Here is a 14,650-nt window from a genome sequence, read left to right as displayed (position 1 = left end):
CAACGCACACTCTTCCAGCTGTCGTGGAAGACACAACAACAATAACTGTCCTTCTGCAGCCCCTGGGCGCAGAAATGGAGTGCGCGATGAAGTTCACAGCCAAAGCTCTGCTTGCCTGCACCTGCATGACCCTCAGCGCCGTCAGTCTTGGCGCGCAAACCCTGACCATTGCCACCGTCAACAACAGCGACATGATCCGCATGCAAAAGCTCTCGAAAACCTTCGAGACCGAGCATCCGGAGATCAAGCTGAACTGGGTGGTACTCGAAGAAAACGTCCTGCGCCAACGCCTCACCACCGACATCGCCACCCAGGGCGGACAGTTCGACGTGTTGACCATCGGCATGTACGAAGCTGCACTCTGGGGCGCCAAAGGCTGGCTGGAACCGATGAAGGACCTGCCTGCTTCCTACGACCTGGACGACGTTTTCCCTTCCGTGCGTGACGGCCTTTCCGTCAAGGGCTCGCTGTACGCCCTGCCGTTCTACGCCGAAAGCTCCATCACCTACTATCGCACCGACCTGTTCAAGGACGCCGGGCTGACCATGCCCGAGTACCCGACCTGGACCCAGATTGGCGAATTCGCCGCCAAACTCACCAACAAGGACAAGGAACAGTACGGCCTGTGCCTGCGCGGCAAGGCTGGTTGGGGCGAGAACATGGCGCTGATCACCACCCTGGCCAACGGCTACGGTGCACGCTGGTTCGATGAGAAGTGGCAACCGGAATTCAACGGGCCAGAGTGGAAAGACGCACTGAACTTCTACGTCGACAACATGAAGAAATCCGGCCCGCCGGGCGCTTCCAGCAACGGTTTCAACGAAAACCTGGCGCTGTTCAACAGCGGCAAGTGTGCGATCTGGGTCGACGCCAGCGTCGCCGGCTCGTTCGTCACCGACAAGACCCAAAGCAAGGTGGCGGATCACGTCGGCTTCACCTTTGCACCGCACGAGAAGACCGACAAAGGGACTTCGTGGCTGTACTCCTGGTCCCTGGGGATTCCAACCAGCTCCAAAGCCAAGGACGCCGCCAAGGTGTTCACCACCTGGGCCACTTCCAAGGAATACAGCCAGTTGGTCGCCAAGACCGACGGGATTGCCAACGTACCGCCAGGTACCCGCAAATCGACCTACAGCGACGAATACATGAAGGCCGCGCCGTTTGCCAAGGTCACGCTGGAATCGCTGAAAGTCGCCGACCCGAAAGACCCGTCGGCCAAGCCGGTGCCGTATGTGGGCATCCAGCTGGTGACCATTCCTGAATTCCAGGCGATTGGTACCCAGGTCGGCAAGTTCTTCTCCAGCGCACTGACCGGTGGCTCCACCGCCGAAAAAGCCCTGGCGGATGCACAGACCTTCACCGAACGCGAAATGAAGCGGGCTGGTTATCCCAAGTAAAGCGGTCTCACCACACTGAATGTGGGAACCCGCTTTATGTAGGAGCCGGGCGTGCCCGCGATGCAGACAACTCGGTCTGTCAGTTTCACCGAGGCGCTCTCATCGCAGGCAAGCCAGCTCCCACATTTGACCGCACTCCGACCCGCATTCCGCATGTACCTGACTGGTCCTGATCACCATGAATACCACCACTGCCCAAGTGCAAACCGCTACGCCGGACAAGCCGCGTAAAAGCCGCCTGATCAACCCCGGCTGGTTCCTCGTCAGCCCCTCGGTGGCCTTGTTGCTGCTGTGGATGATCGTGCCGCTGGGCATGACCCTGTACTTCTCGCTGATTCGCTACAACCTGCTCTACCCCGGCGAAAACCAATTCGTGGGGCTGGAGAACTTCACCTACTTCATCACCGACTCGGGCTTCCTGCCCGGCGCCACCAACACCCTGTTGCTGGTGGGCAGCGTGTTGCTGATCAGCGTGGTGTTTGGCGTGTTGATCAGCGCCCTGCTGGAAGCCAGCGAGTTCTTTGGTCGCGGCCTGGTGCGGGTGTTGCTGATTTCACCGTTCTTCATCATGCCCACCGTTGGTGCGCTGATCTGGAAGAACCTGATTTTCCATCCGGTGTCGGGGATCCTCGCCTACGTGTGGAAGCTGTTCGGCGCCCAGCCGGTGGACTGGCTGGCCCATTACCCGTTGCTGTCGATCATTATCATCGTGTCCTGGCAGTGGCTGCCCTTCGCGATCCTGCTGCTGATGACCGCCATGCAGTCCCTCGACCAGGAACAGAAGGAAGCCGCCCGCCTCGACGGTGCCGGCGCCATCGCGATCTTCTGGCACCTGACCCTGCCGCACCTGGCACGTCCGATTGCCGTGGTGGTGATGATCGAAACGATCTTCCTGCTCTCGGTGTTCGCCGAAATCTTCACCACCACCAACGGTGGCCCCGGCTACGCCTCGACCAACCTCGCCTACCTGATCTACAACCAGGCGCTGGTGCAGTTCGACGTGGGCATGGCCTCGGCCGGCGGCTTGATTGCCGTGGTCATCGCCAATATCGCGGCGATCATCCTGGTGCGGATGATCGGCAAAAACCTGACTGACAAGCCTTGAGGGCCGCGCCATGACGCTTCAACAATCCCGCCGCCTGCAAAGCGTGCTGCTCGGCACCCTGGCCTGGGCCATCGCGATCCTGATTTTCTTCCCGATCTTCTGGATGGTGCTGACCAGCTTCAAGACCGAAATCGACGCGTTCGCCACGCCGCCGCAGTTCATCTTCACACCGACGCTGGAGAATTACCTGCACATCAACGAGCGCAGCAACTACTTCAGCTACGCCTGGAACTCGGTGCTGATTTCCTTCAGCGCCACCGCCCTGTGCCTGCTGATCTCGGTCCCGGCCGCCTACTCCATGGCGTTCTACGAGACCAAGCGCACCAAGGGCACGCTGCTGTGGATGCTCTCCACCAAGATGTTGCCGCCGGTGGGCGTACTGATGCCGATCTACCTGCTGGCCAAGAGCTTCGGCCTGCTGGATACGCGCATTGCGCTGATCATCATCTACACCCTGATCAACCTGCCGATCGTGGTCTGGATGGTTTACACCTACTTCAAGGACATCCCCAAGGACATCCTCGAAGCCGCCCGCCTGGACGGCGCCACCCTGTGGCAGGAAATGGTCCGGGTGCTGCTGCCGATCGCCAAGGGCGGCCTGGCTTCCACGGTGCTGCTGTCGCTGATCCTGTGCTGGAACGAGGCGTTCTGGTCGTTGAACCTGACCTCGTCCAACGCCGCGCCGCTCACCGCGTTGATCGCCTCCTATTCCAGCCCCGAAGGCTTGTTCTGGGCCAAATTATCTGCCGTGTCGACCCTGGCCTGTGCGCCGATCCTGATCTTTGGCTGGATCAGCCAGAAACAGCTGGTCCGCGGTTTGTCCTTCGGCGCCGTGAAGTAACGGCTCCTTCAAAAATATTTAGAAGCGGAGGCCCATCATGGCCAACCTGAAAATCAAGAATCTGCAAAAAGGCTTCGAAGGCTTCTCCATCATCAAGGGCATCGACCTTGAAGTGAACGACAAGGAGTTCGTGGTGTTCGTCGGCCCGTCGGGCTGCGGCAAATCCACCCTGCTGCGCTTGATTGCCGGCCTGGAAGAAGTCACCGAAGGCACCATCGAGCTGGATGGCCGCGACATCACCGAGGTCACCCCGGCCAAGCGCGACCTGGCAATGGTGTTCCAGACCTACGCCCTGTACCCGCACATGAGCGTGCGCAAGAACATGTCGTTTGCCCTGGACCTGGCCGGCGTCGACAAGAAGATTGTCGAGAGCAAGGTCAACGAAGCAGCACGTATCCTGGAGCTGGGCCCTTTGCTTGAGCGCAAGCCAAAGCAGTTGTCCGGCGGCCAGCGCCAGCGTGTCGCCATTGGCCGTGCGATTGTGCGTAACCCGAAGATCTTCCTGTTCGACGAACCCCTGTCCAACCTCGATGCCGCCCTGCGGGTGCAGATGCGCCTGGAGCTGTCGCGCCTGCATAAAGAGCTGCAAGCCACGATGATCTACGTGACCCACGACCAGGTCGAAGCCATGACCCTGGCCGACAAGGTTGTCGTACTCAACAGCGGCCGCGTGGAACAGGTGGGCTCGCCGCTGGAGCTGTATCACCAGCCGGCCAACCTGTTTGTGGCAGGCTTTTTGGGCACGCCGAAAATGGGTTTCCTCAAGGGCAAGGTCACTCGCGTTGACCCACAGAGCTGCGAAGTCGAACTGGACGCCGGCGGCCGCATCAGCCTGCCCCTGAGCAGCGCGACCTTGAGCGTCGGCAGCGCCGTGACCCTGGGCATTCGCCCGGAGCACCTGGAAATCGCCGCGCCGGGGCAAGCCACCCTGACCGTCACCGCCGACGTCGGCGAGCGCCTCGGCAGCGACACCTTCTGCCACGTGATTACCGCCAGCAAGGAGCCGTTGACCCTGCGGATCCGTGGCGACATGGCCAGCCAATATGGCGAGACCCTGCAGCTGTACCTGGACCCGACCCAATGCCATCTGTTCGACGCTGAGGGTGTTGCCGTGGCCCGCCCACTGCGCGCCGCCGCCTGATTTCGCGAGAATTTCCCGATGAAACTGAACAAGCAAAACCTCACGCAACTGGCGCCCGAAGTGCAACTGCCGGCCTATGCGATTGCCAATACCAGCCAGGGCATCGCGCACATCGGCGTTGGCGGGTTTCACCGAGCCCACCAGGCGTATTACACCGATGCCTTGATGAATACCGGCGTGGGCCTGGACTGGAGCATTTGCGGCGTGGGCCTGCGGGCTGAAGACCGCAAGGCCCGGGACGACCTGGCCGGCCAGGACTACCTGTTCACCCTGTATGAACTGGGCGACACCGACGATACCGAAGTGCGCGTGATCGGCTCCATCAGCGACATGCTGCTGGCCGAAGACGGCGCCCAGGCGTTGATCGACAAGCTGGCCAGCCCGCAGATTCGCATCGTCTCGCTGACCATCACCGAAGGCGGCTACTGCATCGACGACAGCAACGGCGAGTTCATGGCCCACCTGCCGCAGATCCAGCATGACCTGGCCAACCCGGGCTCGCCGAAAACCGTGTTCGGGTTTATCTGCGCGGCGTTGACCCAGCGCCGGGCCGCCGGGGTGCCGGCATTTACCGTGATGTCCTGCGATAACCTGCCCCACAACGGCGCCGTGACTCGCAAGGCGTTGCTGGCCTTCGCCGCGCTGCATGACGCCGACCTGCACGAGTGGATCAAGGCCAACGTGAGCTTCCCGAATGCGATGGTCGACCGCATCACGCCAATGACCAGCACCGCGCACCGCCTGCAACTGCATGACGATCACGGCATCGACGACGCCTGGCCGGTGGTCTGCGAGCCGTTTGTGCAATGGGTGCTGGAAGACAAGTTCGTCAACGGCCGCCCCGCGTGGGAAACCGTAGGCGTGCAGTTCACCGACGACGTGACACCGTATGAAGAGATGAAGATCGGCCTGCTCAACGGCAGCCACCTGGCATTGACGTACCTGGGCTTCCTGAAGGGCTATCGCTTCGTCCACGAGACCATGAACGACCCGTTGTTCGTGGCCTACATGCGCGCCTACATGGACCTGGACGTGACGCCCAACCTGGCACCGGTGCCGGGGATCGACCTGACCGAATACAAGCAGACCCTGGTGGACCGCTTTTCCAACCAGGCGATCGCCGATCAGCTGGAGCGTGTGTGCTCCGACGGCTCGTCGAAGTTTCCCAAGTTCACCGTACCCACCATCAATCGCCTGATTGCCGACGGGCGCGAGACCGAGCGTGCCGCACTGGTGGTGGCCGCGTGGGCGCTGTACTTGAAAGGCGTGGATGAAAATGGGGTGATCTACCGCATTCCGGATCCCCGCGCCGAGTTTTGCCAGGGGCTGGTGACGGAAGATGCGTTGATCAGCAAGCGACTGCTGGGGGTGGAAGAGATTTTTGGTACGGCTATTCCCAACTCGCCCGAGTTTGTGGCAGCGTTTGAGCGGTGTTTCGAGAGCCTGCAGGATGTGGGTGTGAGCAAAACGCTGGAGCGGCTGCTCGCCAATCTCAACTGACGGAACCGAATCAAAAATGTGGGAGCGGGCTTGCTCGCGAAAGCGGTGGATCAGTCAGTATTTGCATTAACTGACACACCCTATTCGCGAGCAAGCCCGCTCCCACATTGACCGAGTTCTCCATAACAATGTGCTGAGCGACCTACCATGACCCAGCAAAACCTCTACCTCGGCATCGACTGCGGCACCCAGGGCACCAAGGCCATCGTGCTGGACGCCAGCAGCGGCAAAGTCCTGGGCCTGGGCGCCGCCAGCCACACGCTGATCAGCGGTGCCAACGGCCGCCGCGAACAGCACACCCAGGAGTGGCTGGACGCGTTTACCGAAGCCACTCACCGCGCCTTGCAACAGGCCGGGGTTGACGGCCAGGACATCCTCGCCATCGGCGTTTCCGGCCAGCAACACGGCCTGGTATTGCTGGATGACCAAGGCCAGGTGCTGCGCCCGGCCAAACTGTGGTGCGACACCGAAACCGCGCCGGAAAATGATCGCCTGCTGCAACACCTGGGCGGTGAAAGCGGCTCCCTGGAACGCCTCGGCGTGGCCATCGCGCCGGGCTACACCGTGTCCAAGCTGCTGTGGACCCGCGAACAGCACCCGGAGGTGTTCGCGCGCATCGCGCATATCCTGCTGCCCCACGACTACCTCAACTACTGGCTCACCGGCCGCGCCTGCGCCGAATACGGCGATGCCTCCGGCACCGGTTATTTCAACGTGCGCACCCGTGAATGGGACCTGGCACTGTTGCGCCACATCGATCCCGACGGGCGCCTGGAAGCTGCGCTGCCCGAGTTGATCGAGGCCAACCAGCCAGTGGGCACCATCCTGCCAGCCATCGCCGAGCGCCTGGGCATCAACCCGAATGCGCGGGTGTCCAGCGGCGGCGGCGACAACATGATGGGCGCCATCGGCACCGGCAATATCGCCCCCGGCGTGATCACCATGAGCCTGGGTTCATCCGGTACCGTGTATGCCTTTGCCGATCAGGCCAATGTCAGCCCGCAGGCGTCGGTGGCGACTTTCTGTTCATCCAGCGGCGGCTGGCTGCCGTTGATCTGCACCATGAACCTGACCAACGCCACCGGGGTCATCCGCGAGCTGTTCGACCTGGATCTGGCGGCGTTCAACGGGTTGGTGGCCCAGGCACCGATCGGCGCCGACGGCGTGAGCATGCTGCCGTTCCTCAATGGCGAGCGGGTGCCCGCCCTGCCCCACGCCACCGGCAGCCTGCACGGCCTGACCATGACCAATCTGACCCGCGCCAACCTGTGCCGCGCCGTGGTCGAAGGCACCACCTTCGGCTTGCGCTATGGCCTGGACCTGCTGCGCCAGACCGGCCTGCAGAGCCAGAGCATCCGCCTGATCGGCGGCGGCTCGAAAAGCCCGGTGTGGCGGCAGATGGTCGCGGATATCATGAACACCGAAGTGGTCTGCACCGAACAAAGCGAAGCAGCGGCCCTGGGCGCGGCAATCCAGGCCGCGTGGTGCCAGTCCGGTGAAAGCCTGGCACAGTTGTGCCAGCGCTGCGTGAGCGTCGACGCAGCCAGCCGCACACTGCCGGATGCCGGCAGCGTCAGCGCCTACCAGCAGGCTTATGAGCGTTATCAACAGCACGTGGCATCCCTTTAAGAGCGAACGAATATGTATTTGGTATGTGGCGAAGCGCTGTTTGATTTTTTCAGCGAGGACGATGCCAGCGGCAAGGCATCCAGGGTCAATTACAAGGCGATTGCCGGCGGCTCGCCGTTCAACGTCGCGGTAGGCTTGCGTCGACTGGGAATCGACGCGGGCTTTTTCGCCGGGATCTCCGACGACTACCTGGGCCGACGCCTGTTGCAGGTGCTCAAGGACGAAGGCGTGGGCGAGGATTACCTCGTGGAATTCTCAGCGCCCACCACCCTGGCAATGGTCGCCGTGGGCGCCAATGGCTCACCGCAATACAGCTTTCGCGGTGAAGGTTGCGCCGACCGCCAGTTGCAACTTGAGCATCTACCGGCGTTGGGCGACGAAGTGCGTGGCGTACACATCGGCTCGTTCTCACTGGTGGTGCAGCCGATTGCCGACACGTTGCTGGCCCTGGTACGCCGGGAAAGCGGCAAGCGCCTGATCAGCCTCGACCCCAACGTACGCCTGAACCCGGAGCCGAACATCGAGCTGTGGCGCGCCCGCGTGGCCGAGCTGGTCAAGCATGCCGACCTGATCAAGGTCAGTGACGAAGACCTGCACCTGCTCTACCCCGGCCAAACACCGGAAAGCGTCCTGCAGGGCTGGTTGCAGCACCGTTGCCAACTGGTGTTCCTGACCCGCGGCGGCGACGGCGCGACGGTGTTCAGCCGCCAGCACGGTAGCTGGTCGGCCCCGGCGGTCAAGGTGGTCATGGCGGACACGGTTGGGGCTGGCGATACCTTCCAGGCCGCGTTGATTGCCTGGCTGACCGAGCAGCAACTGGACTCGATGGAGGGCCTGCAACAGCTGACCCGGGAGCAGATCAGCAGCATGCTCACCTTCGCTATCCGCGCCGCGGCACTCACCTGCAGCAAGACCGGTCCGGACCTGCCCTATCGTCGTCAGTTGGACTGACAAATACGTGGCAAAAAAATCAATATGCCACTATGTAAGCCACGTATCACGTGGCTTACAGCCCTGCGGTTATCTGTCCGAAAATCCTGCATTGTGTAAAAAACTGTACTAGACCCAAGAAACATGTGCAGTTTTTATAACAAAAACAGGGCAGATCCATGCGCAATAAACGGACTTTTCAGCCTCGCGCTGTGTTGGCTGTCGGCATCCTCTCACTGCATTACCTGGCCCCCCAACAAGCCCTGGCGGCTTGCGTGCTCACCCCGGGTCCTGGCAACGATGCCTACACCTGCGACAGCGGGAGCAGTCCGACTGGGCTTACGGACCTTGCCGGCAATAACACCCTGACCCTGCCCGCAGGCGGCACGGGCACCATCAACGGCAATATCACTTTCGGCGCCGGCACTGATTTTGTCGACATCAATTCCGGGCGCATTGTCGGGAGTATCACCCAGGGCGACGGTGCCGATCGCTTCCAGATCAGCGCCGGCACCGTGACCGGTGCGGTTTCCCAGGGCAACGGCATCGATGATTTCGTGATGAGCGGCGGGCAGATCCAGTCCCTGGCCCAGGGCGATGGCCGCGACACGTTCCTGATGACCGGCGGCACCATCGTCGGCGCCTTCGAGGATGGCGACGTGGCCCGGCAAACCGCAGGCACCATCGGCCGGGTCGACATGAAGCTCGACAACAACATCTACGACATGTCCGGCGGGTCGATCCTCGGCAACCTGGTGACCGGTTTCGGCACGGATACCATCATCGTCTCCGGCGGCAGCATCGGCGGCAATATCAGCACCAGTGGCGGCAACGACAGCATTACCGTCAGTGGCGGCGTGATCAACGGCGAGATCCGCGCCAGTGTCGGCAACGACACACTCAACTGGCTCAATGGCGGCCAGATCAGGTCCGCGGTGCTGATGGGCGATGGCGACGACACCGCACTGCTCAGCGGCCTCGACGAAAACCTGCTCGGCACGACGCCTTCGATTGACGGCGGCCTGGGCAACGACCAACTGACCTTCGACAACACCACTTCCAGCACAGCCGCCCGCTATATCGGCTGGGAAACGGTCAACCTCAACAACAACTCGCGTTTCGACCTGGCCGGCGACTTTTTCCTCGGCGACAGTGCCAGCAATACCGGCACCTTCAACATCGATGGCAGCAGCACCCTGGGCGTGACGCAAGGCAGTATCCGCCCCTACACCGCAGGCGCACTGGCCACCCTGAATAATGCCGGCACCATCGACATGACCAGCCGCAGCAACAGCGCCACCGATACGTTGACGGTGTACGGCAACTACGTCGGCAACAATGGGCAGCTTTGGTTGCAAACCGTGCTGGGCGACGAGAACTCGGCCACCGACAAACTGGTAGTGTCTGACGGGACCATCAGCGGGCACACACAAATGACCGTGAGCAATCTCGGCGGCCTGGGCGGTCTCACGCAAAACAGCGGGATCGAAGTGGTGCAAGCCCTCAACGGCGCCACCAGCAGCACCGATGCGTTTGCCCTGAAAGGCTCGGTATCCGCCGGAGCTTATGAGTATCTGCTGTTCAAAGGGGGTGTCACCGCCGGCACGGAAAATAACTGGTACTTGCGTTCGTCGGTGGTCGCCGTGCAGCCACCGGTGGTGCCACCTGTCCCGCCGACGCCACCGGTGGCGGTTCCCGTGCCGCCGATCCCGCCGGTGCCCCCCGTGGTCGCGCCGGATGAACCACCCGTGGAGCCACCGACCTCGCAACCCGTCGCCCCGGTCGAGCCCCCTGCTCCACCGCCCAGCCAGGTCGCGGCTGCCACCTCGCCGGAGTCGGCAGCGAGCAACCCGGTGTTGCCTGCCGCCATCGCCGGGGCCGAGCCGATTCCGTTGTATCGCCTGGAGGTGCCGGTGTACTCAGTGGTCGTCCCGGCCGCGCAGTTGATGACCCTGCAAGCCCTGGGCACCTTCCACGACCGCCAGGGCGAACAAAGCCTGCTCAGCGAGACCGGACCGGTTCCGGCGGGCTGGGGCCGTGCCTATGGCAGTGACTTCAACAAGAGCTGGTCGGGTACGGTATCGCCGAGCTTCGACGGTTCCATCAAGGGCTATCAAGTGGGCCATGACCTCTACGCCTCCGAGACCAGCGGCGGACAGCTCCAGCGTTTCGGCCTGTTCATCGGCCAAAGCCGCCTGCAAGGTGACATCAAGGGCTTTTCAATGGGCTTCCAGGACAACCGCTCCGGGCGGGTCAAGCTGGATGGCGATAACTTCGGCGCCTACTGGACCCTCACCGATCCCAAGGGCTGGTACGTTGACCTGGTGGCCATGGGCACGCGCTTCGACGGTGACAGCAAGTCCGACCGTGACGTGAAGATCGACAACAAGGGCCACGCCCTGGCCCTCTCGGCGGAAGCCGGCTACCCGATTACCGTCTCCGAACACTGGGTGGTGGAACCCCAGGTGCAGGTGATCAACCAGCAGATTGACATGGACCACCAGAATGACGGCATCTCCAAGGTTTCATTCGACTCCCAGGACTACTGGACCGGCCGCCTCGGCGCACGCCTGAAGGGGCGTTACCTGGTGCAGAACACCCCGATCGAACCGTATGTGCGAGCCAACGCCTGGCGCACCTTCGGTGGCAGTGACACGGTGACCTACGACGACGTGGACCGGATTAAAACCGATCACAAGTCATCCACTGCCGACCTCGGTGTGGGCGTTGTCGCCAAGTTGTCGTCCACCGTCAGCGTGTACCTGGCGGCGGACTACAACACCCAACTGGACAGCAACACGCTGGAGGGTTTCAGCGGTAACGCCGGGGTACGCATGAGCTGGTAGGCTTACGCCTCCCGGGGGCAGGTAACCGCGCGGGCAACGATGGCGCCCACCACCGCACCCGCTATCGGTGCCGCCCAGAATAGCCACAACTGCATCAGGTATTCCCCGCCGGCAAACAATGCCGGCCCGGTGCTGCGCGCCGGGTTGACCGAGGTGTTGGTGACGGGGATGGCCACCAGGTGGATCAGCGTCAGGGTCAGGCCAATGGCAATCGGCGCAAACCCGACCGCCGCACCCGGGCCGGTGACACGCATGATGATGAACACAAAAAAGAACGTCGCCACCGCCTCTACCACCAACGCGGCCAGCAGGCTGTACTGCCCGGGGCTCAACTGGCCATAGCCGTTGGCGGCGAAAGCACCCACTTCAAACCCCGGGCGGCCACTGGCGATCAGCGCCAACACGGCGGCGGCGACAATCGCACCAGCCACCTGGGCAATGATGTACGGCACCACGTCCCCCCCCGGCATCCGGCGTCCCACCCACAAGCCGATAGTCACCGCCGGGTTGAAGTGCGCACCGGAAATACCGCCCACCGCGTACGCCATAGTCAGCACCGTCAAGCCAAAGGCCAGGGCGACACCGGCAAAGCCGATCCCAAGCTCCGGAAACGCCGCGGCCAGTATCGCGCTGCCGCACCCGCCGAAGGTCAACCAGAACGTCCCAAGAAATTCTGCTGCGATTTTCTTTTGCAAACCAACTCCACCCAATGCCAACGCCATCCGATTGATGGACCCGGCGGCGACGGTAGCAAGCGGGGTTAACCGGCTCGTATCAGACTTTTCCGGTTAAAGCGCGCGAGATATCGACGGTGCTGAAGATGAAGCTTTTGTCAGTAAAGCCTCACTTAATCGATGGTTAATCCCACGGGACGACAGTTGAATCGACCGCACTCGCACGGCTCCAGCCGTTGCCCAGGGCGGCCGCGGCTCATCACGTTGTTGAGCCTGCGAACGACTTGCGGAGAAACACCATGAAACTGCGTACGTTAATGCTCGGCGCTGCACTGGCCCTGACGACTGTAACGGGGATGGCGCAGGCTGACACCGCACCCGTCATCACGCCTTACCACTACGGCGAGAAGATGGATGTGCAGAAGGTACTTGCCATGCACGAACCCGACACCAATGTCTGCAAAGTGATCAATGCCGATATCAAGTTCGTGGACAGCCAAGGGAAAGTCCAGGACGTGGGTTATCGCAAAATGTCCGAGGCGTGTGATTTCCAGAACTGATGTGATTGCAGCGCCGTTGCAGGGGTGAGCGAGCTCGCTCCTGCGGTCGCCAGGCGTTCCCCTTGCCGGCCGCTTCACGGCCAAAAGGATCACGGAAACGGCGTTGGGCCTGGCATTTATCCAGGCCCGCAAGTCTTCACTGACTGAAGCTCAACCGTCCGTTTAATAGAAAGGACGCGCGCCGGCTCGTTTGAGGGCCGGGGCCTGGGTGTGGGTATGCTTGAGGTCTTCACGCAACTCGGTAATCAAGTTGCAGATCGCCCGACTGCTGTCGAGCTTGTTGGCGCAAATGCCGGTGACCACCAGGTCGACCCGGTCATGATCGATCTCGTGATAGACCTTGACCGTCAGCGAGGCGTCCGACGCCTTGGTGACTTCACAGCGCTTGGGCAGAAAACTTCCTTCAATGATGCCGCGTAGTTCCAGATCCGAAAGCATGGCCGACCTCTCCTTTTATGAGATTGCCAATCGATTGTTATCAATATTCTTATTGCTGGCGACCGTGATGAGACGTTCACCTTTTTGCGCCTTGCCAGCCCTGGCAGACGGCTTCACGTACCCAGCCTACTAGGCCGTTCAGAGTTGCGTTGGATCCTTTCCTCATAAGCGACAACGTTACTTATATAAGTTACGTGGCAGACCGCCATTAACCCGTTCGTTTGGGGGATCAGCAGCGGTATTTGTTGCTCATTCAGAGTTGTAACAGGATCTTATGAAGCATTAAACATGCCGTCGGGCATGGCCTGCCAAGGCCCAGGAAAATCGGCATATTCGAACGAAATACCGGCCACCGACTCATGCATCCTGCAATAAGCACCGGTTGGCGTCATGCAAATTGAAAGACTGTAAAAACAAGCGCCTTCCCGAAACTATTTACAGCGAAAATAAACACCCTCCAAACGGGTGGTTGCGACTAACATTAAATTTTCATTAGATTAAACGTTTAATCTGCTTGAGCCGCCACTCGTTCGGCAACATGTCGCAAACTATCAAAGTTAATATTGGCCCCCGAGTTGATCGCCACCCATGTTTGTCCCTGGATCCCGGTCTTCGCGACATGCTTGCGGATACCCGCCACCGCCAGCGCCCCCGAAGGTTCGGTAATTGATCGCGTATCGTCGTAGATCAGCTTGATGGCGCTGCACAGTTCGTCATTGCTGACGGTGATCACCTCATCCACGTGGTGTCGGCAGATTTCAAAACCATGGGCGCCTATCTGGGCCACGGCAGTCCCGTCGGCAAAGCTGTCGACACTTGGCAGCACCACCCGGCTCCCTGCGCGCAAGGCTGCCAGCAGGCAACTGGAGCCTTCGGGCTCGACGCCGACGATGCGCACTTCGGGGCGCAGGTATTTGACGTAGGCCGCGATACCGGCGATCAATCCGCCGCCGCCCACGGGGACAAAGATCGCGTCCAGCGGGCCCTGCTGTTGGCGCAGCACTTCCATGCCCACGGTGCCCTGCCCGGCAATCACGTCCGGGTCGTCGAATGGCGAGACAAAGGTGCTGCCGGTAGCCTCGGCCAGTTGCAACGCGTGGGCCAGGGCAAACGGAAAGCTGGCCCCATGCAACACCGCCTCGCCGCCTCGGGAGCGCACGCCCAACACCTTTAGCTCCGGGGTGCTGCACGGCATGACAATCGTCGCCTTGATCCCCAACTCCCGCGCCGCCAATGCCACGCCCTGGGCATGATTACCCGCAGAAGCAGTGATCACGCCCCGCGCCTTTTGCTCGGCACTGAGCTGCATCAGTTTGTTGTAGGCGCCTCGAATCTTGAAGGAAAAGGTCGGTTGCAGGTCTTCGCGCTTGAGCAGGATCTGATTGCCCAGCAATGCCGACAGCGCCGGCGCCACCTGCAACGGCGTACGCACCGCCAGGTCGTAGACCGGGGCGGCCAGGATCTTCTTCACGTAGTGCTCAAGCAATCCCGAATCCTGGGGCTGGCTCGCGGGGCGGGTACTCATGGATGTCTCCTGGGTGTTTGCAGGGCCCTGGAGACGGAAAAACAAAACCCGCCTCTAGGGCGGG

General features: G+C 61.6%; 12 protein-coding genes. 9 read left to right on the top strand and 3 right to left on the bottom strand.

Annotated elements, in window-relative coordinates; translation table 11 throughout:
* The first annotated feature begins 86 nt into the window (after nucleotides 1-86).
* From HX821_RS08645 to HX821_RS08610, 8 genes are all read left to right on the top strand, one after another.
* A complete protein-coding gene (locus HX821_RS08645; protein WP_177035609.1) occupies nucleotides 87-1,397 on the top strand; it encodes a sugar ABC transporter substrate-binding protein in 1,311 nt (436 codons plus the stop codon).
* A gap of 178 nt (nucleotides 1,398-1,575) precedes the next feature.
* Nucleotides 1,576-2,502: a carbohydrate ABC transporter permease gene (locus tag HX821_RS08640; protein ID WP_003215314.1), complete on the top strand. Its 927-nt coding sequence runs from the start codon at nucleotides 1,576-1,578 to the stop codon at nucleotides 2,500-2,502.
* Nucleotides 2,503-2,512: 10 nt separating this feature from the next.
* Nucleotides 2,513-3,343: a carbohydrate ABC transporter permease gene (locus HX821_RS08635; RefSeq protein ID WP_003215312.1), complete on the top strand. Its 831-nt coding sequence runs from the start codon at nucleotides 2,513-2,515 to the stop codon at nucleotides 3,341-3,343.
* Between the two features lie 37 nt (nucleotides 3,344-3,380).
* Nucleotides 3,381-4,484 (top strand): ABC transporter ATP-binding protein, encoded by a 1,104-nt coding sequence (locus HX821_RS08630; protein ID WP_003215310.1) that lies wholly within the window; start codon nucleotides 3,381-3,383, stop codon nucleotides 4,482-4,484.
* A gap of 18 nt (nucleotides 4,485-4,502) precedes the next feature.
* Entirely contained in the window at nucleotides 4,503-5,984 is a 1,482-nt protein-coding gene (locus HX821_RS08625) for a mannitol dehydrogenase family protein (RefSeq protein WP_008436132.1), read from the top strand.
* Between the two features lie 147 nt (nucleotides 5,985-6,131).
* The gene (gene xylB, locus HX821_RS08620; protein WP_003215305.1) at nucleotides 6,132-7,613 is read left to right on the top strand and encodes a xylulokinase; all 1,482 of its coding nucleotides are present in this window, start codon (nucleotides 6,132-6,134) and stop codon (nucleotides 7,611-7,613) included.
* A 12-nt stretch (nucleotides 7,614-7,625) separates the two neighbouring features.
* Nucleotides 7,626-8,564, top strand: coding sequence for a carbohydrate kinase (locus HX821_RS08615; RefSeq protein ID WP_177035608.1), 939 nt, complete (start codon nucleotides 7,626-7,628; stop codon nucleotides 8,562-8,564).
* Nucleotides 8,565-8,722: 158 nt separating this feature from the next.
* Entirely contained in the window at nucleotides 8,723-11,389 is a 2,667-nt protein-coding gene (locus HX821_RS08610; protein ID WP_177035607.1) for an autotransporter outer membrane beta-barrel domain-containing protein, read from the top strand.
* Nucleotides 11,390-11,391: 2 nt separating this feature from the next.
* On the opposite strand, the gene aqpZ is transcribed toward HX821_RS08610, so the two are convergent.
* Entirely contained in the window at nucleotides 11,392-12,084 is a 693-nt protein-coding gene (gene aqpZ, locus HX821_RS08605) for an aquaporin Z (protein WP_177035606.1), read from the bottom strand.
* 278 nt (nucleotides 12,085-12,362) lie between these two features.
* On the opposite strand from aqpZ, the gene HX821_RS08600 reads away from it, so the two are divergent.
* Nucleotides 12,363-12,623 carry a DUF2790 domain-containing protein gene (locus tag HX821_RS08600; protein ID WP_177035605.1) on the top strand — a complete coding sequence of 87 codons (261 nt, stop codon included), beginning with the start codon at nucleotides 12,363-12,365 and terminating at the stop codon, nucleotides 12,621-12,623.
* Between the two features lie 162 nt (nucleotides 12,624-12,785).
* Here HX821_RS08600 and HX821_RS08595 read toward each other — a convergent pair whose 3' ends face one another.
* Complete coding sequence (locus HX821_RS08595; protein WP_003215295.1) at nucleotides 12,786-13,061, bottom strand: DUF1652 domain-containing protein; 276 nt, start codon at nucleotides 13,059-13,061, stop codon at nucleotides 12,786-12,788.
* A 505-nt stretch (nucleotides 13,062-13,566) separates the two neighbouring features.
* On the bottom strand, nucleotides 13,567-14,586 hold the full coding sequence (ilvA, locus tag HX821_RS08590; RefSeq protein WP_177035604.1) for a threonine ammonia-lyase, biosynthetic: 1,020 nt from the start codon (nucleotides 14,584-14,586) through the stop codon (nucleotides 13,567-13,569).
* Between the last annotated feature and the right edge of the window lie 64 nt (nucleotides 14,587-14,650).

It is taken from the genome of Pseudomonas sp. B6001 (genome assembly GCF_013386015.1).
Lineage (GTDB): Bacteria > Pseudomonadota > Gammaproteobacteria > Pseudomonadales > Pseudomonadaceae > Aquipseudomonas.
This window is presented reverse-complemented; position numbering and strand designations above follow the sequence as displayed.